The organism is Limnohabitans sp. WS1 (genome assembly GCF_003063265.1).
In the GTDB taxonomy this organism is placed as follows: domain Bacteria; phylum Pseudomonadota; class Gammaproteobacteria; order Burkholderiales; family Burkholderiaceae_C; genus Limnohabitans_A.
In genome coordinates this window covers 1-21,206 of record NZ_NERU01000022.1, presented here as the reverse complement: position 1 = coordinate 21,206, position 21,206 = coordinate 1, and the positions used below count along the sequence as shown (strand labels likewise).

General features: G+C 56.0%; 14 protein-coding genes and 3 pseudogenes. 8 read left to right on the top strand and 9 right to left on the bottom strand.

Annotated elements, in window-relative coordinates; genetic code table 11:
* The first annotated feature begins 38 nt into the window (after nt 1–38).
* Nucleotides 39–938 carry an acetylglutamate kinase gene (argB, locus tag B9Z48_RS19125; protein ID WP_108380315.1) on the top strand — a complete coding sequence of 300 codons (900 nt, stop codon included), beginning with the start codon at nt 39–41 and terminating at the stop codon, nt 936–938.
* Nucleotides 939–987: 49 nt separating this feature from the next.
* Nucleotides 988–1,611: a nucleoid occlusion factor SlmA gene (gene slmA, locus B9Z48_RS19120; RefSeq protein ID WP_089956025.1), complete on the top strand. Its 624-nt coding sequence runs from the start codon at nt 988–990 to the stop codon at nt 1,609–1,611.
* Between the two features lie 41 nt (nt 1,612–1,652).
* On the opposite strand, the gene B9Z48_RS19115 is transcribed toward slmA, so the two are convergent.
* The 3 genes from B9Z48_RS19115 to B9Z48_RS19105 form a co-directional block, all read right to left on the bottom strand.
* A complete protein-coding gene (locus B9Z48_RS19115) occupies nt 1,653–2,924 on the bottom strand; it encodes a D-alanyl-D-alanine carboxypeptidase family protein (protein WP_108380335.1) in 1,272 nt (423 codons plus the stop codon).
* A gap of 221 nt (nt 2,925–3,145) precedes the next feature.
* The gene (locus tag B9Z48_RS19110; RefSeq protein WP_108380314.1) at nt 3,146–3,832 is read right to left on the bottom strand and encodes a response regulator; all 687 of its coding nucleotides are present in this window, start codon (nt 3,830–3,832) and stop codon (nt 3,146–3,148) included.
* Nucleotides 3,829–5,241: an ATP-binding protein gene (locus tag B9Z48_RS19105; RefSeq protein ID WP_158273322.1), complete on the bottom strand. Its 1,413-nt coding sequence runs from the start codon at nt 5,239–5,241 to the stop codon at nt 3,829–3,831. The genes B9Z48_RS19110 and B9Z48_RS19105 overlap by 4 nt, the downstream gene beginning before the upstream one ends.
* A 286-nt stretch (nt 5,242–5,527) precedes the next feature.
* On the opposite strand from B9Z48_RS19105, the gene B9Z48_RS19100 reads away from it, so the two are divergent.
* The 3 genes from B9Z48_RS19100 (at nt 5,528) to B9Z48_RS19085 (ending at nt 8,617) form a co-directional block, all read left to right on the top strand.
* Nucleotides 5,528–6,517, top strand: a complete 990-nt coding sequence (locus B9Z48_RS19100) for a YHYH protein (RefSeq protein ID WP_108380334.1) — start codon at nt 5,528–5,530, stop codon at nt 6,515–6,517.
* A 5-nt stretch (nt 6,518–6,522) separates the two neighbouring features.
* On the top strand, nt 6,523–7,620 hold the full coding sequence (locus B9Z48_RS19095) for a HupE/UreJ family protein (protein WP_108380312.1): 1,098 nt from the start codon (nt 6,523–6,525) through the stop codon (nt 7,618–7,620).
* 514 nt (nt 7,621–8,134) lie between these two features.
* Nucleotides 8,135–8,617 (top strand): GreA/GreB family elongation factor, encoded by a 483-nt coding sequence (locus tag B9Z48_RS19085; protein ID WP_108380310.1) that lies wholly within the window; start codon nt 8,135–8,137, stop codon nt 8,615–8,617.
* Between the two features lie 172 nt (nt 8,618–8,789).
* Here B9Z48_RS19085 and B9Z48_RS19080 read toward each other — a convergent pair whose 3' ends face one another.
* Together B9Z48_RS19080 and B9Z48_RS19075 are read right to left on the bottom strand one after the other, a co-directional pair.
* Nucleotides 8,790–11,771 (bottom strand): DEAD/DEAH box helicase family protein, encoded by a 2,982-nt coding sequence (locus B9Z48_RS19080; RefSeq protein ID WP_108380309.1) that lies wholly within the window; start codon nt 11,769–11,771, stop codon nt 8,790–8,792.
* Nucleotides 11,768–13,807 (bottom strand): site-specific DNA-methyltransferase, encoded by a 2,040-nt coding sequence (locus B9Z48_RS19075; protein WP_108380308.1) that lies wholly within the window; start codon nt 13,805–13,807, stop codon nt 11,768–11,770. Before B9Z48_RS19075 ends, B9Z48_RS19080 begins: the two co-directional genes overlap by 4 nt.
* Nucleotides 13,808–13,929: 122 nt before the next feature.
* Between B9Z48_RS19075 and B9Z48_RS19070 the strand changes: the two genes are divergently transcribed.
* Together B9Z48_RS19070 and B9Z48_RS19065 are read left to right on the top strand one after the other, a co-directional pair.
* Complete coding sequence (locus B9Z48_RS19070) at nt 13,930–14,343, top strand: helix-turn-helix transcriptional regulator (protein ID WP_108380307.1); 414 nt, start codon at nt 13,930–13,932, stop codon at nt 14,341–14,343.
* 203 nt (nt 14,344–14,546) lie between these two features.
* A pseudogene (locus B9Z48_RS19065) lies at nt 14,547–14,711 on the top strand (3-oxoacyl-ACP reductase); the annotation flags it as partial.
* A 481-nt stretch (nt 14,712–15,192) separates the two neighbouring features.
* Here B9Z48_RS19065 and B9Z48_RS19060 read toward each other — a convergent pair.
* The 3 genes and pseudogenes from B9Z48_RS19060 to B9Z48_RS19050 form a co-directional block, all read right to left on the bottom strand.
* The gene (locus B9Z48_RS19060) at nt 15,193–17,454 is read right to left on the bottom strand and encodes a hypothetical protein (RefSeq protein WP_146186333.1); all 2,262 of its coding nucleotides are present in this window, start codon (nt 17,452–17,454) and stop codon (nt 15,193–15,195) included.
* Nucleotides 17,455–17,768: 314 nt separating this feature from the next.
* Nucleotides 17,769–18,074 (bottom strand): annotated as a pseudogene (locus tag B9Z48_RS19055) (enolase C-terminal domain-like protein); the annotation flags it as partial.
* A 163-nt stretch (nt 18,075–18,237) separates the two neighbouring features.
* On the bottom strand, nt 18,238–19,635 hold the full coding sequence (locus B9Z48_RS19050; protein WP_108380305.1) for a Fic family protein: 1,398 nt from the start codon (nt 19,633–19,635) through the stop codon (nt 18,238–18,240).
* Nucleotides 19,636–20,014: 379 nt separating this feature from the next.
* Between B9Z48_RS19050 and B9Z48_RS19045 the strand changes: the two genes are divergently transcribed.
* Nucleotides 20,015–21,088: a HEPN/Toprim-associated domain-containing protein gene (locus B9Z48_RS19045; RefSeq protein ID WP_233261199.1), complete on the top strand. Its 1,074-nt coding sequence runs from the start codon at nt 20,015–20,017 to the stop codon at nt 21,086–21,088.
* Here the strand turns inward: B9Z48_RS19045 and B9Z48_RS19040 are convergent.
* Nucleotides 21,080–21,206, bottom strand: a pseudogene (locus tag B9Z48_RS19040) (IS630 family transposase); the annotation flags it as partial. The gene B9Z48_RS19045 and the pseudogene B9Z48_RS19040 overlap by 9 nt on opposite strands.

Below are 21,206 nucleotides of genomic sequence, written 5' to 3'. Positions count from 1 at the left end.
CCAAATTTCGCCCATTTGATCAACCCTCAAGGCTTACCATGACCGAATCGACTGCCGCCAACACCGTTGCTCCCCACGACCAAGCCCAGATCCTGGCGCAGGCCATGCCCTATATCCGCAAGTTCCATGGCAAGACCTTGGTCATCAAATACGGCGGTAACGCCATGACCGACCCCGCCCTGCAGCAAGCTTTTGCCGAAGACGTGGTGCTGCTCAAGTTGGTGGGCATGAACCCGGTGGTGGTGCACGGTGGTGGCCCGCAAATTGAAACGGCCTTGAAGCGTTTGGGCAAAACCGGCGAATTCATCCAAGGCATGCGTGTGACCGATGCCGAGACCATGGAAGTGGTCGAGTGGGTGCTGGGCGGCGAAGTTCAGCAAGACATTGTGGGCATGATCAACCGCGCAGGTGGCAAAGCCGTGGGCCTGACGGGGCGTGATGGCGGCTTGATTCGGGCCAAAAAACTGCGTCTGCTGGACAGCCAAGACCCGAGCAAAGAACACGACGTGGGCCAGGTCGGCGAGATCGAAAGCATTGACCCCTCAATCCTGACTTGCCTGCAAGACGACGCCTTCATCCCGGTGGTCAGCCCCATCGGTTTTGGTGCCAACAACGAAAGCTACAACATCAACGCCGATGTGGTGGCTGCCAAGCTGGCCACGGTCTTGCAAGCTGAAAAGCTGCTCATGCTCACCAATATCCGGGGTGTGCTTGACAAACAAGGCCAGCTGCTGACCGAGCTGACGCCCAACCGCATTGACGAGCTGTGCGCCGACGGCACCATCAGCGGCGGCATGATTCCCAAAATTGCGGGCGCACTGGATGCGGCCAAAAGTGGGGTGAATGCGGTGCACATCATCGATGGTCGCGTGCCCCATGCCATGCTGTTGGAAGTGCTGTCTGAGCAAGCCTTTGGCACCATGATTCGCAGCCGTTGAGCGTTTGGGGGATGGTCGTGGGGTGAGTTGAATTAAAAAAGGGGGAGAGATGACAGACCAAGAAAAACCAAGTGAGCGCTACTCTGACGAGGAAGCATCACCCGTGCGCAAACGACCACGCCCGGGCGAGCGGCGATTGCAAATTTTGCAAACCCTGGCCGCCATGCTGGAGCAACCAGGCACAGAGCGGGTGACCACCGCTGGCCTGGCCGCCAAAATTGGTGTGAGCGAAGCGGCTTTGTACCGGCACTTTGCCAGCAAAGCGCAGATGTTCGAAGGACTGATTGATTTTGTGGACCAGTCCGTCATTGGCCTCATCCGACAAGTGACCGACCGTGAGCCTGCAGGGACTCAGCAGGCTGGTCGCATCGTGGCCCTGTTGCTGCAATTTGCCGAGAAAAACCCGGGCATGAGCCGGGTGATGATTGGCGATGCGCTGGTGTTGGAGCACGAACGCTTGCAAGAGCGCATCAATTTGCTGTTTGACAAGATCGAGGCGCAGTTGCGTCAGTCGCTCAAAGGCATCGAATCGGCCACCCCCACGGCCGACGCACAAGTCACCGCCTCTTTGCTGGTGGCTTTCATGCAAGGGCGCTTGCAGCGCTTCGCCCGCTCGGGCTTCAAACGCTTGCCGTCAGAGCATTTGCAGGCGGCGCTGGCACGGGTGCTCTAGCCACAAGCAGGGGCGCTGCCCTGCGCTGCTTGTGCTGTGATTTATTTTCCGAACCACTGGCCCACATGTTGCCATGCACGCAACAGCCAGGTGGATTGTTCCACTTCGGTTTGCGCCACCAATGGGGCTTCGCCCACTGGCTTGCCATTGGCGGAGGCCACCACCTTGCCGATCACCGCTCCCTTGGCCAAGGGGGCTTTCAGGTCTGGCTTGAGCTCCACCACGGTTTGCACTTTTGTGCCGCGCGGTACGGTGAACAACCAAGGCGTGCCCAAACCCGCGTCCACTTTGTCGGCTTTGCCAAAGCTGACCTTGGCCGAGGCGACCACCGCATTCGTCGCAAACGGGGTCACTTTTTCGAAACTGCCAAAACCCCAGCCCAGCAGCGTGCGGGTTTGATCGGCCCGGGCCTGGGGGCTGTGTGTGTTGAGGATGACCGAAATCAGGCGTGTGTCGTTGAGCTTGGACGATGTGACCAAGCAGTAACCGGCCTCGGCGGTGTGGCCGGTTTTCAGACCGTCCACGGTGGGGTCGGTATAGAGCAGGGCGTTGCGGTTGCCTTGCTTGATGCCGTTGTATTTGAAATCGCGTTCGGCGTAGAGGGGGTAGTACTCGGCACCATCTCGGATGATGGCCCGCGCCAGAATGGCCAAATCTCGCGCCGATGATCTGTGCGTCGGATCGGGCAGACCTGTGGGGTTCACAAAGTGGGTGTGTGTCATCCCCAAGCGCTGGGCTTCGGCGTTCATCAGTTTGGCAAAGCCCGCTTCGGAGCTGGCCATGTGCTCGGCAATCGCTTTGGAGGCATCGTTGCCCGACTGGATGATGATGCCGCGCAGGAGGTCGATCACCGTGGCCTGACTGTTCAAAGGCAGGTACATGCATGACTCGGCGCTGGTGCCCCGGCACCAGGCGTTTTCGCTGACGGTGACCAGGTCGGTGGGCTTGAGCTTGCCTGAACGCAGCGCTTGCTCGACGATGTAGCTGGTCATCATCTTGGTCAGCGAGGCTGGCGGCAGGGCTTCATCCGCATTGGCCGAGGCCAGTACTTCACCCGAGTCAAAGTCCATCAACAACCAAGCTTTGGACTGCAATGCGGGGGCGTTGGGGGCCAAGGCCACTTGCGCTGCCAACGGGGGCAAGGCATTGGCCGCCGCCGCCTTTTTTGAAGCCGAGGGCTTGGCTGCGGCAGATTTGGCGGCGCTGGTTTTGGCTTTGTGGGATGGTGCTGCGAATACGCCAGAGCTGGGAAGCAAAGCACCCACGGCAATGGCCACGGCGACGGAGAGGACGGTGTAGTTCTTAGTGTTCATGGTGTTCATCGAAAGAGCGCCGATTGTCGCGGATTCCTGGCCGTCTTTTGCTGTGTTGGACGCACGCAAGTCCAGGGTTCTGTGCAGCAGAACACAATGTGTCAAAAAGGACGGGATTTTTCATGGTGACAAGGGCCTTGGGCAGACCGGCGACAGGCCGATCGTGCAAAGGGTCTGGATCGCTGCTGACTGTCCCGTCATGAGATTGGCTTGGATTGTCTTCAGTCTGTGCTGTTAAATCGGTAGCCAACGCCATAAACAGAGACGATGCAATCCTGATCATGATCAACGGCATGCACCTTTTTGCGAATGTTTTTGATGTGGGTGTCGATGGCGCGGTCACTGATGTCGCGCTGGCTGTCATGGACAGCCGCTAGCAACTGGTCACGCGAATAGACCTGATTGGGGCGACTCAGGAGCAGCCGAAACATCATGAACTCGATGCGTGTCAACGGCAGCCATTGACCACGCCAGCTGATGCGAAAGCTTGCCTCATGTATCTCCCATGATTTGGTTGAACTTTTGACTTTTCCATTTGCTCGGCGCAACAGGGCGCGAATACGGGCGATGACTTCACGGGGGGCAAAGGGTTTGCAAACATAATCATCTGCACCGATATCGAGACCCATTAGGCGATCTGCCTCATCGATGCGTGCGGTCAACATCAGGATAGGAACATCGCTGAATGCACGAACCGCCTTGCATACATTGATACCGTCCAGCCCAGGCAGCATCCAGTCCAGAATCACAGCGTCAGGTACTTGCCGCTTGATGTGAGCCAAAGCGTCGCAACCCTCGTACGCAGCTTCAGTCTCATAGCCGCTGGCACGCAGATAGTTTTGCAGTAAGTTGGAGATTTTTCGGTCGTCTTCAACAACAAGCACACGTTGCGGCTTGGTTTCAATCATATGACGGAGTCTCCAAGGTACGGCAATTCAAGCTGAAACAAGACACCGCCCAATACCGAAGCCTCAGCGCGAATCACACCCTGATGTGCTTTGGCAATCTGCTCGCAAATCGCAAGTCCAAGTCCGCTGCCTCCGGTTGAGCGTCCCCTTGCCACATCGGCCCGATACAAGGGCTCGAAGATGCGCAGCAAGTCACTCTCTGACACACCGGGCGCAGAATCTTGCACCTGAATGACCACCTTGTTCTCATTGCACATGTCAAGCCTCACCTGCACTTCTCCCGGGGAATCGGTATAGCGCAGGCTGTTGTCCAGTAAATTGCCCACGAGTTGCTCCAAGCGTCTGGCATCCCAGCGAACGATCACGGGGGTCTTGTCTTCAAGGCTGAGGGTCAGCTTGAGGCCCAACTGAGCTGCCCGCAAAGAAAATTTTTGAACAATGCCCTCAAGTAGAAGTGCAGCATCTACATCTTCAAAATAGCAAGGCAGCGCCTTGAGATCGGACATGGCCAATAAATGCAGGTCATCGACCAGGGCATTGAGTTGCAAGACTTCTTCGCGCAAGGACAACATGGCTTTAGGGGTCAGTGGGAAAATGCCGTCGATGAGCGCGTCAATCTCGCCGCGCAACACCGTCAGCGGCGTGCGCAGTTCGTGGGACATGTCTGCAATCCACTGCCGCCTTGCACCCTCGAGTTGTTTTAAACCCTCAGCCATTTGATTGATGTTGCGCATGGCATCACCAATTTCATCGCTGCGCGTGACGTCCAATCGGGTGTCAAAGTCACCTTGTGCAATTTTTTCGGTCGCAGTTTGCACAGCGATCAATGGGCGAACCCAATGCGCAGAAATCCAGAATGCGCCAATCAGTGCCAGCAAGAGCAAAACGCAAGCGACGGCCACGATGCTTTGGTACTGTGTTTTCAGAAATCGAACCTCAACTTCAGACGGTACAGATTTGAGTTTCATCATCCGCACGACACCCACCAATTCATGGTCCAGGTGCACCGGTCTTTCAACCGTTTCTTGAACATTTTTCGGCAGGCCACGGCCAAATCTTGGACGACCGTCCAGGCCATAAATGGCGACCCGGTCTTTGAAGGCGTCAATGCTGTCGATGGGCCTTGGTGGTGGTGTTCTGCTGAATAATCCTCGATCTTCAGGGGATGGAAGCGCATCGCGCAACACCCTGATTGGGGGCAGTCCTTGACCTCTGCCAAATTCTTGAAAAAGTTCTTGCAAGCCCACGCCTGTGGCTTCGAGTGGTGCAATGCCTCCCGCACGCTGCACATTTTCTGAAACAAGTTGTGCAAATTGCTCCAGTCGTTCTGTATCCCTGGTGGCCAGATAGTCTGAAAAACCGTTGCGCAAATTCCAAGCGCTGAGTGCGCCCATGGCCAGCACAGCCATTAAAACAGCACAAAGGAGCAGGAGTGCCTGAGTATGTACGAGTCGAATTCGCATGGCCTGCTATTGGACTCCGAAATTGTGAGGAGATTGTGAGGTTTTGCCCATATTTTCACCACGGTGTTTTTCCATAATTCAGTCGCGACAGCACAGGTGTTTGTTGAAACTAAGAGCGTGATTGGATCGAAGACAACAACACAAACGACCACCTTGTTGCCCACCCTGATGCAGCGGTGCCTTTGACACTGCTGTGGCCATGACCTCAATCAACACAAACACATCAGTGATCATGAATGCATTAAAAACTCCTTCCGTCAGCTTATCCCAGGTACGCTTTTTGCTGCTCGTTGCCACCGTTTTGACAGGGGCGGGATTGACGGCGTGCGGCGGCGGTGACGATGCCACGGCAACAACAACTGCAGCGACCACGGATACCAGCACGACCGCCACCAGCACGGCTGGCGTGCTCTGCGACTACGCCACCAGTGCGTTCAATGGCTCGGCGTCGGTCAATGCCACCGCCACGGCAACTTGGTCCTGCAGCAGCGCATTGCGTTCGCTGACCGCCAACGGCCTGCCAGACCACGATGTGGGCACATTCCCCAACAACGACAACCCCAACCCCATTTCTGCACAATCCATCGCCGCCTCTGTCACCGTGACACCTGTCGCGACAGCGGTCGTCACGCCGCGTGTCGGTGCCAGGGACAAGCCTGGCGTGGCTTTGAATGGCATCACCTTTGACCCGGGCACAGCGGGCACTTGCAGTGACGCTGGCAATTGCCAACAAGGCGGCCAGCCTTTGGGCGCATGGAGTCTGGAGGCTTTGGGTCAGACCTTCTTTAAATGGGGAACCGACAGCAGCAACGCGCACGTTCAGCCCAACGGGATGTACCACTACCACGGTGTTCCAGAGGGCTTGCTGACCAAGCTGAGCAAGGGAAACAAGGCCATGACCCTGATTGGTTGGGCTGCGGATGGTTTTCCAATCTACGCACGCTATGGCTACACAGTCGCAAGCGACGCCAGCTCTGCGGTCAAGACGGTCACATCCAGCTACCGCACCAAAGCGACGCCTGATGTCAATCGCCCTGCCAACACTTCAACCTATGCCATGGGCACCTTCACGCAAGACTATGAATACGTGGCCGGTTTGGGCGATCTGGACGAATGCAATGGTCGGACCGGCGTCACACCTGAATTTCCCAAGGGCATTTACCACTACTACGCCACCGATACCTTCCCTCACCTGCAACGCTGCGTCAAAGGCAAGATGTGACGAGCATGAACTCATGGTTGCGGGCATCGGTTTTGACATGCCTGCTGGCAGTCTTTGCCATGTCGACAGCCCATGCGCATTGGGTGGTGTCGCAACGGGGGACCTTGAACATCGTGGGGGATGGTGCATACATGGTGCTGTCACTGCCCGTGTCCTCATTGACAGGATTTGATGACGACCAAGATGGCCTGCTTTCCATCCAGGAACTGCGAGCCCATGGCGCGAGCATTGAGTCGCAAATCAAGCGGGGCGTTACATTGGACAGTGACCAAGGGCGCAGTGTGCTGGAAGGCATCTTGCTCAACACAGCACCGCCTGACAGCACCCCCTTTGCACCATCCACCCACTTGGTGGTGCTGGGACGATTTGCGATACCAGCGCTGGTCACTGATCTCCAGCTTGGATTGCGCTTGTTTGGCACAAATGCCGATGAGCAAACGGAGCACATCGCCGTCACGCGTGGGGCGCAATCTCAGCTCATGACATTGACACCCGAGCATCCACAGGGGGTTGTCTTGCCCTCTGCCTGGGCCAGCTTGGTGCAGCAAGTGCAGCAGGGGGCTTGGCATGTGCTTTCGGGTGCCGATCATTTGTTGTTTTTGCTGGTGGTGCTGGCAGCAGCATGGAGCTTGCGCCAAGTGGTGCTGGTGCTCACCTGTTTCACGGCAGGTCACGCAGTGATGCTGGTGGCCTGTGCTGTGTATGGCTTGGACGTGCCCGGCGCTTGGGTTGAGCCCGCCATTGCCGCCACCATCGTGGGCATGGCCGTGTTTGACCGCTGGTCAGCTCATCGCAGTTTGACGGGGGCGGTTGCTGTGCGTTTGACATTGGTTTTTGTCTGCGCCTTGATTCATGGATTGGGTCTGGCCGGTGCTTTGACCGACCTGGGTGTGGGCGGGATGGGCAAGGCCATGAGCTTGCTTGGCTTTAACGTGGGCATTGAACTGGGACAGTTGGTCGTTGCTTTCAGCGCTGCGCTGGTGATGTGGCTTATTCGGCAATTGAGTGGACCGGTTGTCCTGACCCAAACCACCCGTTTGGCCTCGTATCTTTCGTTGGCTGTGGGCACCTTCTGGTTTTTTCAAAGAGTTTTGGGTGACTGAGCAATCAGTCACGCCACACACATTGATCAATCGCGACACCCTCGGGATATTGGGTGATGACATCCTCCACAGCTTGGTGAGCCTGTGTCAAAAGGGCATTGGCCAAGTGCGCTCTTGTCGCGAAAGGTGGAATGGTGACATTGATGCCGACAAAGTGTCGCCATACTTTTATCGCGACATTGTTGTTCCGAGAAAAGGATTTGAGGAAATATGGCGTCATCCAACACGCCTGAACCCTAAAGCGCAGCGCCCAAGCCACGCACCGCAGCATGGAAGAAGCCAAAAGCGGACCCGCCTGTGCCCAAGGCGCTGGGGGCGCAGAGGGCGCAGCCAAGCAGTCATTGATCATGGCCTGCGGCGGTCGGCCGGTTCCTACCGTTCGATGCACGGAAATGAGCGAGAGGACAGTGCGCATAGCGGAAGTTAAGCTGCAGCCAACACAAGCGTCGAAGGCTGGTGGAGTCCCTCATAATCAAAACCTGCCCCTCTCTTGGCGATGTGCCGACCTTTCATCATGGATAAATTCTTGCTGCAGCAGCAGGTGCTAGACCGGCTCGCCGAGGACCTTCTGCAAGCAGAACAGGCCGTGCGTGCGGCCCATGAAGCGGCGACTCACGAAGAAAACATTGCCGAAAACAAATACGACACACTTGGACTCGAAGCCGCCTACCTTGCCACCGGCCATGCTCGGCGCGCTGAAGACATTCGCCAGGCGCTTGCTAATTGGCACCAATTCCGCCCGCGTCCCTATGACGCCAGCAAAGGTATACAGCTCGGCGCGCTGGTCTTCCTAGTCGATTCCGCCGACAAGCAGCAACTGCTCTTTCTCGGGCCGGATGGGGGCAGCATGAAGTTGGTCAGCGGCGCACAGCTCATTCAGGTCATCAGCAGCGAAGCCCCTTTGGGTAGGGCCATGCTGGGTAAATACGAGGGTGATGAGATGTGGATACAGGTTGCTTCAATTCGACAGCAATTTGAGGTGCTGCGGGTCAATTAATCAGCAAGCAAGCCCAAGCCAAATTGGCATACTGGCCCAGGGCCTGGCACCAAAGCCAAGTAACTACTGTTGGCCGATATTTGCCCTCCTGCGGACCAACGCCAATGTCCGCTCCCGCTGCATAGCTGACTTTAGTTTTGTTGGCCTGAACCCATCCACTAACTCGCCCTCCTCAAATCAACCGCTGCTGCAACGAAGCCCCCCCCAGCGGCCGCAGTCGCGCATAGTCCAGCAGCTCTGCTAAGTGAGCGTTCTTGCCCTGCCACTCATAAACCATCGTCTCACCCAAAAGCACATAGTGCCAAGGCGGCCCACCGCGTTGTTCTTCTGTCAGGTTGTTGATGCGTTCACACCAGGCCAGTGCGGCTTTCAGTTTGCGTTGCACGTTGGGGTGGATGGTTTGTTCCTGTCCTTTGGTTTCGACCAGGTACACCGCGTCGGCGGTGCGCACCAAAAAGTCGGGTGAATAGAAAGCGGGTAGGCCATCGACCTTCACGTAGCGCAGGCGGGCAAAAGTGTGGCGGTTCTCGCTGATCTTGCAAAAGGCCAGCACCAGCGCGTCTTTTTGCGCCCAATGGATGAACGCCTTTTCTAAACCGCCGTTGCGGCTGGGCCAGCCCAGTCGGGTGTAAATGCATTTGGACACTTCCAGCGATGCACTTTCGCGCACCATGAGCTTTGGCACTTCGCTCAGGAATCGTAAATGTACTTCGGTCTGGCCTGTGGTGTGCTTTTCTTCTGATTCCAGCAGGCCCATTGCAAACACCTTGGTGATGTGGTCCACCACGGGCGGCAACAGCAGCAAGCGCCAGTTTTCATCTTCCAACGGGTTAAAGGTGCCCACAAACAATTGCGTCCAGATGTAGTCGTCAATCCATCCGGTCAACTCGGCGGTGTTCACTTGCAGATAGGGCTTGGCCAAGTGTGTGGCGATCTTGTTGCCCTTGGGCAGTGGCTCGCTCAGCGCTTGGCTGATGCGCCTTGTCAGGCGCGACAGGTACTCGTTGTAGCCGCTCACGTTCATCACCGCGCCGTTTACACGGTAATCACCGAACAGCGTTGAACTCTGCAGATCCTGTGAGACAAAGGTGTCGCCTTGGCCCAGCATGCTCTTGAGCTGATCCGCAGGCATGGCCTCGAAGGCGGGCAGGGTGGTCACATCGATTTGCTTGTGGTCACGCAGTTCGTCTGCTTCTTGCAAGATGAACGGAATGCCGAAGTCAAAGGCTTGAAAGTCTTCGCGTAGCTCGGCTTCAATGATGTCACCGGTGGCTGAGCCACCATCGCCGCCGTCATCGCCCGTGGTGCCCGCCAGGCCTTCCATGATCAGATCGTCATAGAAAGACTGAAATGCCGGGTGTTCAACGATGGACAACACATCCAGCAAACTGCCAGGTTCATTACCGGCTTTGATCAGTTCGCGGTTTTCTCGTTTGATGTCGTTGTACTCCGGGTCACGCCACATCAGACGCAAGCCGCGCCCGATGGTTTGCTCCAGCAAAATTTGCGCTTGGCTGGAGCGCAGCGGCACTATGACGCAAATGTTGTTCACGTCGAAGCCCTCACGCAGCATGAGCACGCTCACGATCACACGCGGTGTGGCGTGGTTATCCACGCTGAAAAGTCGCTCTCGCACTGGCTCCCAATCTTTGGGGCCCAGTTCGGCTTTCTTGCCCGAGTCGATAGTCATCACCTCGTCGTCGTTTAAGCCTTCCTGGTCGCACAAAAATTCGGCCACCAGCGGCGACACGGTGGTGTCTTCGCAAACCACCAGCATCTTGGGGCGGCGATGCGGGTCGATGGTGGCAAAGTCTTTTTCGAGTTTGCGTAGTTTGGTCAGCCCCGCCCGCAGCATGACGCGCTGACCCTCGCCGAGAGTCGGCTTACCCGATTCGTCCCGATCGGCCTTGAAATCCAACGCCTCCAAAGGCAATGCGCCGATTTCCTTGCGGCGGTCCAGCACCAGCGACTTGACCAGCCCGGCACGCATGGCGCTTTTCAGGTCAAAGTCGGTCACGATGTGCGGAAAGAACACCTTGCGTTTGTTCTTGCCCGAGCCCACGTCGTTGTAGGGTGTGGCCGAAAAGTCCACCTGCACAAAGCGGCGGCCCTTGCTTTGGGCGATGCGGCTCAGGCTTTTTTGCCATTCCACCTCGGTCGTTTCGCCTTCGCGTTTGAACTCGTGGATATGGTGGGCCTCGTCGTTGAACACCATCAACTCGGGCAGCTGCGCCAAAAACTCCAGCACATTGCCCCGTGCATAGCGGCGGTCCAGCACGTCCAAGCTGTTGCCTGTGGCGCGGCCGGGTGTGAGCGGCAGCACTTGGGCCACCACATCTTGCGGGTCCATAGGTGCGCCAAGCGCTTCGACTTCTTCGATGTCTTCGGTCACATCGCCACCTTCGGCCAACAGATGCCAGTTGGTGATGGCGATCATGCCGTTGCCAGTGGCTTTGAGGCCGATTTCGTTCTTGCTGCAGACGTTGCCGCGCACAAAGGCAAACACCGATTCGCGATGCGCCTCGGGGATGAACAGGTCGGCAAACTTGGCCATGTCGGAGCTGGCGAAGTTGCGGGAGCCGTTTCCACCTGGAACGAGCTTGCCGCAAAACGCATCGAGCAGGCGTTCGTAAACGATCAGTCCCGGGGCCACCACCATGAACTGGCGGGTAAACCTTGAGTCGTCAATGCCTTCGGCCAGCGCGGCGGTTTTGTTCAGCAGCTGCCAGATCATCAGCGCTTGCAGCACCCAGGTCTTGCCCGTGCCCGTGGCCATCTTCAGGCAGTACTTGGGGTGCCCATGCTTGTCGGCAGACACTTCGTTCAAGCGTGTGCCCGTCAGCAGCGCATCAGGGGCAGCGGCGCGGTACAAGTCCAACAGCGACCAGCGCTCAAGGCCTGCGCCGAGCACCTCGTGCGCCACGATGGCGTTCAAGATGGCCTGCTTTTGCCCGGCGTGGAAGTTCAGGCCACCTCGGGCCATCACCATGTCTTCGCTAAACCACCAGGCCAGCAAATCGGCGGTGGTGGGCGTGACCATTTCTAGAATGTCTGCCGCCCCCGATTCAAGCCTCAGGCAGAGTTGGTTGGTCTTGGCGGTCAGGCCTGCGGCCAGGGCCAGTTGGTCGTCGGCTTTTGCGGCAGCGGTGCTCATGCGGCCTCCACGGTGGAGACCACTTCGGCTTCAAAGCCAAACACATCGACCACGCGCACGCACACCTTGCGTGGCCCTCTCTTTACCGGCACGGTCACTTGTGCTTGCTTGACCACGCGCAGCACATCAGCATCGTTGGCCGTGTTGCCCCGGTAGTCTTGCCAGACCGAGCGGAACACTTTGCCGTCGTAGTCCGGGTCCACCGCCCAATATTCGATCAGGGCCAGTGGCTCCTTGTTGGCCACTTGCTGCAATGCTTGGCGGTTGGCGTCGTCCAGGTTGATGGCCTCGGGTGAGAGCAATACATAGTTTTTGAGCTTGACGGTCAAGGTTTCGGTCGGCGTTTCTTCGGCTGCGTTGGATGAAGTTTTGCGCGTGATTGGCTCGATGGTCAGGTATTGCAGCGACGAGAAGCGCACTTGCCCACGCAGCTTGTCGATGCCGCCTTTTTTCTTGAGGCGGTCCATCAGGTCGGGTGGAATGACCAGTACTTCCAAGCGGCTGTCGTTGAGCGCGGTGATGGTTTCGCCAATCGACGGCTCAAAGTTCCAACCCAGCACCACCACACGGTCCCAGCCGCCCATGAGATTGTCGCGCTGCGCTACTGCCTTTTTGAGCGTGGCCATGCCGGTGAGCTTGTTGGGCGAGTCGGCCAGCACCAGGGTTTTGCTGCCCCGGCCTGCACCGAGAGCCATGCCTGCGATTTGGCCGAGGTTGCGCTGTGGGTTTACATCGGATGGCAAGGGCAGCGCGCCATAAAGCGACAACACGATCTGCGACAAATCACCGATGCGGAAATCGCGGCCCAAGTGTGCTTTGGCAGCTTCGACTTGGTAGTCGCCAATGGCTTGGTAGAGAAAGGGATTGGCTTCTTGGTCGATCAGACGCTTGCGCATGATCATGCAAGAGGGCTTGCCGAGGTCGGTGGTAATCCAGCGGCGGCCAAAATCTTCGGCAGTTGCAGCTGTAGTTCCTGATCCTCCAAAGAAATCAGCGATCAGTCCTCCTTTTGGACAAGACGCTTTGATGATTCGGCTTAACAATTCTTTTGTTTTTTGAGTTGAATAGCCAACCGATTCCGATGCAGAGTTGTTAAGTTTGTCGATGTGCCATACATCATCAACGACCACACCTTCTTTCATTACATCGTCAAGGTAACGCTTAATACGCTCGCCATTGCCTGCATCGGATAGAACATAGTCGCGACCATCAAAATCGATGTGAATCCTTTGTTTCCTCTTTTTTACGTATTCTTCTTTGGACTCCCATTTTTCGAAGTAGGACTCAAAGTATTGACCTTCAGACTTGCCGTACAGGAACAGAGTGTCGTGTCGCTTTTCGAAGCTTGTTTGGAGCTGCTTATTCCATCCGGAGTAGTGCCAGATGATCTCGTTGCGAAAATTCTTTTTCCCAAAAATCTCATCCATCACCAACTTCACGTAATGTCCCACATGCCAGTCCAGATGCACATAAATGGACCCGGTATCGGCCAGTAGTTCACGCATCAGGATCAGGCGCGGCGTGATCATGGCGAGGTACGAAGCCGTGCCGTCGCTCCAAGTGTCTGAATAGGCAAACTGCTCGATGACGGTCGGCTTTTGTTCAATCTCTACACCCGGCAGTGTGACCTTGGTGCGGTAGTCGGCCTTGGAGTCGAATGGTGGGTCGATGTAAATCAAATCGACTTTGCCTCTCAAGCTCGGTGTGTTGTCATCACCCGCCAACAAGGCCGCCATGGCCAGCAGGTTGTCGCCATAAATCAGCCGATTCGTCCAAGGCGCTTCTGTTGCTGCGCACAGCATGGGTTGTGGGTTGTCAAGCAAGCTGGCCTGCCCGGGTGCAAACACTTCGTGTTGGCTGGCTCTGTTTTGTTGGGCGATCCAGTCTTGTGCCTTGGTGTCGCGTGCGGGCAGCACGACTTCACGGGTTTGCAGTCCCACGCGGTGACGGCTTTCGATGCCCTCCAGGATTTTTTCGGCTTGTTTGCGACCGTTGGCCACGATTTCGGGGAGTTGTTCGAGAAGAGATTTGGGCATGCACTGGCTGACCGCACAACCCGATAAGGTTGCATCGGTTTAATGATTAATTCAACTGATATTTGAATGAATAGTACAACAAAAAGTTTAATAAAAATTCAACTGAAATTCAAAGTTCAAGCATGGATAACAAGCTTGAATTTGCTCAAAGGTTACGTGAAGCCATGATCTCGGCAGGTTTGGAGCCACGTCCAGGAATCCTGCTGACGCTGTTCAATACCAATTACTGGGGTCGCTCGGTCAGCTTTCAGGCAGTCTCTCGTTGGTTGCGCGGCGAGGCCATTCCTGAGCAAGATAAGCTGCTGGTCTTGGCTGAGACCCTTAACATCGAACCGGAAGTTCTGCGGTTTGGGACTGCTGTGCGCCAATCAGTCAAGCGACGCGAAAAACGCTGGGACGAGGGCGTCGGTTATCTGGAGCGCGAAACCTTCGACGCCTTTTTGCAGCTCCCCGCAACTCAGCGCAAGATCATCCGCGAGGTGATCCTGACGTTTGCCAAGGCCAATGAGGTGCAAGATGCCCCCGCCAAGAAGTAAGTTTTGCTTTGGCTTGATCGTGAATCCGACGACCTGCAATCGTTGCAAAAGCGTCTTCAACCTAATTGCCGTCCAAGCCCAGCCTGTGCATCAATTTGGAAATTCCTGATGCAGCCCGGGAAAACCTTCGCGGCTTATTGTCTTGATGACACTCAAATCCCGCTGATGATCAGCGCAAAGGCCAGCGCGTGAAACAGCTGCACACTGACCACATCCGCTCCACCTTGCCCGCCATGGACCAAAAAGCGGGCAAAACCATGGAAGAGCTGCGCGTGATCCAGCAAGCGCAAATTCCGGCCGGGCGCTACGGCAACCCGCAAGAGTTTGGTGCAATCTGCGCCTTCTTGTGCAGCCAGCATGCGGCTTAAATGACGGGGCAGAACGTGTTGGCCGATGGGGGGTCTTACGCGGGGACGTAATGATGCCGTTCAGTGGGCTGCATTGAAGTGCTGCCATCGCTGACAGGCGATGACAGCAGCTTTATCGCTGGGTTGCAGGGTCACGAAGAGTTGAGGTCGTGAGTCGCGGGGCTTCTTTAGGCTGAACAGCGACACTCAGTGCCGATCGCCGAAAGTCTGCTGTTGCCGAACCCAGTTAATCGGCGATCATTGCTGCGGCAGACCGTTTCATGCCTACCAGCGGCTGTTTAGGCACCGGCAGCGCGGTGACGCCGTCGCAATCAGCCAACGCTTTAGGTGCTGACTCTGCGAGTTCCATCCCTGCAGCAAGAGCGTCGTTGAGCCACTTAGGACGCCGCCGCTTTCCCGACCACGTCCTGAATCAATCCCCGGTGGCTACCCGTGCGTCTTGATTGGTCGGCGGGACCCTAATTGGCGGGTAATAAATTCATCACTTCTCCACCAAGCCCGCCAACTTTAGAGCACCCAACATCAGTTGGGCTCTATCAAGATCGGCACCACCGACCTCCTCAAACCATGACCTGAAATTCAGACGCTTGTCGCGGGCCTCCCACGCATTTGTCAGCAAGGCGACAACATCCAAATTGGACCGCAAGTAATTGCCCACCAAGCGCTGTACCGCAAGCTGTTTAAGCACATCATCCAGGCTTGTCACCGAAGCATCAGTGACCCATCTGCTCAATCGTTCCTTTGTCAAAAAATCGTCGATTTTGACCATGGCCCTATCGCGCGCAATCTCCACTTTGTGCTTTTGCGCTTCCTTGTGTGCTTGCTGGCGAGCCTCCTCCATCATCTGAAGGCGCTTTTGATTCCGTATGACTTTTTGCTTCTCTTCAAAGGGCTCCATTGTGCCAAATGGATGGTTCAAAGCTTCCCGGATTTCAGGGAACAACCGGGCAATCAGCGCGTCATAGCGCTTTGGCCTCAAGTAAGCCTGGTTGTCGGTTCGAACGTTTTGCGCAACGGTTTGGCGCAATTCATCAAGCAACGTCTTATCTTCGGTCGATAGCCGGGGATTGTGCACCCGCACCATGAGCAACCCCAAGGTGATGAACCTGCGCATCTCTGGATCGCGGTTCATTTGCCATAGGCCTCGCAACCGATCGCCAAACCAGCGACCGCGAAGGGACCTTTGGAGCTCGTCAAGGTGGCTCAACAATCCATCCTGCGATACGAAGAACTGCTCCTGGGCACAGGGAAATCCACGCAGAGACAGTTGTGCGGCGATGTCCTCAGCTTCAATCATGTGGCCGTCATCCACTCTCAAGACACCGGCTTTACCTTCCCATGACCGCCTGAGAACACGAAGAAATAGCTCAAGTAGGTGCTCTTCCCTACACTCGTTCAGCCACAGAATTCGATCGGTTTGAGCTTGTTGCTCAGCCCGACGCGCCAGGGTTTGAGCTTCTCGCTCAGCCCGCCACGCGATGTCATGCATTTCAAGCTCAGCGCTCTTCGCTCGCACACGGTCGTTGATAAAGGGATTAAAGATCCAGGCCTTGCTGTCTAGTCCATGGATGACTTCGCTTTTCAATTGCGCGATCGTGATCCGCTGCGACCGAGCGGATATCCACGAAAGGTCGATTTCGACGCATGCAAGCTCAGCCGACCTGATTTTTTCCATCTTTGCCTCATCCACTCGATGGGTCACCGCCACTTCTATCAAGAGTGTGATTGGATTGTCGGGATTGCAGCTACATTGAGCCTGACAGATCACATCCGGCACCAGGCCTTTCAACCGGTGTTCGAGACGAACATCAGTTATCTTGAGGTATTCACTGTCCAATTCGGCAGTAGTCTCGGCTTCGCTGCCGTCATCCATTAGCCTACTGACAGGCCGCACCATCCCTGGGGCATGAAACTCGCCTGCTTCTGAAAGAAGTTCTTTGACCTTGGCGTGCAGGATGGTTTCTGACTTTTGAAACTGAGTGAGCCCATCTGGCAACACCAAACCCTGAGGCAGCGCATCCAGAGCTGCTTCTGCTTTGTCCTTCGCGGCATGCTCCGCCACCGCGTTGAGCGAATCATCTTCCCAATGCTGCTGCCAGCACGCGAATCCGTTGTTGAGTTTAAGGCGATCTAGTATTTGCTGCGGACCCCAGGACGCTACTGCCGGATCGTCCACCTCAATGGTGATGATCCCATCTATTCCGCCATCGCAGGAAATTTCTGACCTGGCCCGTAGCAAAACAAGGACGACTTTGCCGTCGTCCAAAGTAATCTTGGCTGATTGGTCATCGAGCCATACCTTGTTCTGGATCTGCCCGCGCCATCTGCTGCCTTCGCTTTCACCCCAATACACCTGCCCCGAAACACCAAGATGCGAGTGCCGCCTTCTGGGAGCGGGTAGATCTACTTCGCCCTGCTCCATGAGCAAATGCAGCGCGGCTAACTTAGCCGCCAGGAATCCGCAATCACCGCGTTGATGGCCAGAGGTGTGCCGGAAAAACATGCCACGGGTTCCAGGCCTTGCGAAATGGCTTGCGTGCTTACCTGCGTTTACAGCCTGAATGTCTTCGCCACATGATGGGCAGCGGCACCCACAGGCGTTTCCGTTTTGTGTTGCGGCCAGAGTTCCAATGTAGATCGGCTTTCCGCTCGCTTTAAGCTCTGCCCAGCGCATGGGTTCAAAAGCGGCGAAAGTGCGCTCTTCTTGCGTTGGTTCTAATAGCTTGACCTCTACTTTTGCCATGATGCGCTCCAGCCTAATTAACGCCCTTCAGGCTCGGGCCTTGAACTGTGAATTCTCATCCTTTCACTTCTAGCCAGCAACGAAAATCTGATTGATTTTGGTTTTTCGGCTCATTCAGGTTTGTATTTCTGCCTGCGAGTCTTCACAGCTCGCCATGAACAGATACCTGCACTTGGCGATGAGCTGCAAGCAGTCTTAAGATGAACTAGAACCCGAATGAGCGGAATTCCGCTTCTGGTTGGTGGTAGCCAGTTGAAGGATCAGAGCCGATGACGGCTTCCGCTGCAAACCAGCCCATCCACGTTCAGCTCACCTCACCAACTCCACAGCGTCCCATCATGCTGCAGCCGGTTCACCGGCAAATAAGCCCTTTGGTAGGGGTATTTGGCCGCCAGCTTTTCGTCGATGTCCACCCCGTGGCCGGGTGACTCGCCGCAGTGCATCATGCCGCGCTCAAAGCGATAGTCGTACGGGAAGACTGACAGCATTTCTTCGCTGTGCGGCATGAACTCTTGCACGCCGAAGTTGGGCACCCAGGTGTCAAAGTGCAGGGCTGCGTCCATGCACACGGGCGAGAGGTCGGTTGCGCCGTGGCGGCCGGTGCGCAGTTGGTACAGGCTAGTTGAAAATCTCACCCACCGCGATCGGCGTGGTGGTGTGGTGCACGTCTTCCAACAAGTGGATGTTGGAGTCCACGGCTTCGCATGCCTTCGGCGCATGTGCAGGCAGCGTTCGGGCAGATGCTTTATCGGGCGCGGGCCTTGGCTGTGCAGGGCGGCAGTATCACCGCCAGGCTTCTTGCCACTGCCTGAACTCACTGGGCCGCAGGCGGTAACGGGCCATATTGCCTTCGTGAAGATGGAGCAGTTGCGTTTCCACGACCTCAATGAAACGGGGGCGATGCAGAGCCTCCATTTGGTGAGCAACTTGCTGAATGTGGCGCACAGCTTGTTTCTTGTTCATTTTTTGGCGCACCACATGGGCGACAACTTCGGCAATGTTTTCCCGGAATTGCAAACGGAAAGGGTCAGGATCGCCCAAGGACTGACGCACTGCTGAATAACGGGCGCACGACCGCTTGTAGGCCCAGATGAACACATCGCGCAGCAACTCGGTGCGATGAAGTTCGTAAACGCCCAACAAGGCGCTGATGTACAAGGACTGCGGAACGTCGACAAATGACAGCGGGCACAGATTGCGCTTGATCAAGGGAATATTGGCCGCCAGACGAGAAACACGTTTGTTGACGTCCACAAACGGTTGCAGATAAGGCAAATGCACCATCACAAAAAATGCCTGCTCAAACGGGTCACGGATCGCCGCTGCAGTGTCCAGCACTTGGTCAAAACATTCCTCGATGCGTTGCGGGCCTTCCAGCGGTAGAAAAGTGGTTTGTCCAATACCCACCGGAATTGAACGCAAACGACCACTGGCGGTGGGATCGTCCAGCAAGTTGTCGCTGAGCAATGCGTGCAGATTCAACAGGGTGTAACGGTTGAAGTCGATGTCATTTGAAGCATCGATCAAAAACTCAATGGCCCCCTTGTGATTGAGGATCATCTGCGCCTCCAAGGCATTTTTGCCCGTGGCGGCCTCGCCCGCTGAAATCAAGCGCTCGGTTTCGAGCAAAGAATAAGTGTTGCCCTCCAGGCGGCTGGAGTTCCACGACAAGTCAATCAACAAGCGATCGGCCAGTTGCCTGGCGTATGTGCCAGCGGGTTCATGGCCACCCAACACTTGCCCCTGCAAGAGCAGTTCATCTCGAATGTCCTGGCTCAGGTAGGCCGTTTCGTTGGGCCGATAACTGTCCAGAAAATCACGCTTGTACCCTACAGGTTGACGCAGCATCATGGGCTGACGCACCCGTGTCTCGACCTCGCGGGCTTCGGGTGACAGAGGAATCAGCGTGTCTGCATGCGCCGTGACACTGCTTGTGCCTGGCGGCATGGCCTGCTCGGCCGAGTCAACTGGCTTGATGCGCCAATATTTCACGGCACGGGCATGGCCTTCGCGGCGAATCCGCTGCTGGGCCATTAGCGCATTGAGCCAACGCTGCAAAGTTCGCCGATTGGGCGCAGACGGCATGCTTCGCTCGATTTGATCAATCGCGACACCCTCAGGATATTGGGTGATGACATCCTCCACCGCTTGGTATTCGTGCATCAAAGGGGCGTTGGCCATTTGGGCTCCTGTCGCGATATTTAAATTGCGACATTTATACCTGAAAAGTGTCGCAATACCATTATCGCGACATTGTGGTGACGTGGAAAGGGTTTGAGGAAGTATGGCGTCAGCCAACTCGCTTGCACCCTGGAGCGCATCGCCCAAGCCATTCACAGCAGCATGAAAAAAACCAAAAGTGAAACGTGTGTGCCCAAGGCGTTTTCGCATCCCTCCAGGTGGTCAATATTGGATCGGCGTCAACACGCCGCTCGCTTCTACACAAATGTTGCTGCTTGAAACGTGGTCACCGTCACTTGGAGCCAGTTGCCAGTTGCTAGTTACCATGCTTAATCTGCGATAGTCTGCATCTTTCTCTTCTTCAAAAAATTACCCGGCAATGACGACACCAATCACGTTGACTGTGGGTGCCATTACCCTCACTTTCAATAAGTGGGAAATCGGCATCGACCACGGAATGCTGTTTCAGGAATCTGATCGCCAGCATCGCCGCCATCCCAACATCGACTACAACTACTACGAAGACCACCCTGAAGAGGATCTTGCCCAAAGGGAAATTTGCTTTTGTCGTTCGCTCGGCTCGATAGTGCCAAGACTCGAGCTACTTGGGTACTCGCTGGCCACAGTCCAGGCAGAGTACGAAAAGCAGGTGACGCAGGACAAGGATCGGCACGACGAGGGCCATGGCACGCCATTAGCAACTCAGTCCGAGCGGCTGGAATTTGTCAAGTTCGTCGAGTTCATCCGCAGGTATCCGGTATCTGACCTTGACGATGAATACCGATTGGATATTGAGCCCGGATCCAATCAATGGCGGGCCCGATTGGCGGCCGATCCCGACGCGGCTTTGCTGCCTCAAGGTGACCAGGATCGCGACGTCGACGGCTACTCTGAACGCAGCCACTTTGGTGGCCTCATCGGCTTCTTATCTCCTTATTCAGTGCTGCGCGTCCTCGCCGAGAACCCTGCAAACCTTACGCTGGACGTTGCCTGGGATTACGGGAATTTCGTTGCTGCCGGCTGGGCAATAAACGAAGACTTTGTCGCCGGCGCCCGCCGTGAACAGACCTTTATGCTGGCCACCGAGGGGACGTCCGACACACACATACTGAAGCGAGGCCTTTCGCTGCTCCGGCCAGACGTTGAAGACTTCTTCAGATTTATCGACATTAAGGAACGCCACCCCTTCTCGGGTACCGGGAATCTAGCTAAGTTCGCTGAAGGCCTCGTCAAGATCGACGTCCAAAATCGCATGGTGTTCGTCTTCGACAACGACGCAGAGGGAGCCGAAGCGTATCGTAGCCTGCAGAAGTTCACCTTCCCAGTCAACATGCGTTCGATGCTGCTGCCCGACCTCGATCAATTTCTTGACTTCCCTGCTCTAGGCCCAAGCGGTGTTGTTCGAACCGACATCAACGGTCGAGCCGCAGCCATCGAGTGCTACCTAGTGTAGTGTTGCATTCTGTTTGGAACTTAAGCGCTTGTTGGCACGAATGACCTTTTGCAAGATGTCGCGAGCGCTTTTTGTCCAGATGAAGGGCTTAGGATTTTTGTTGTGATGTGCGATGTAA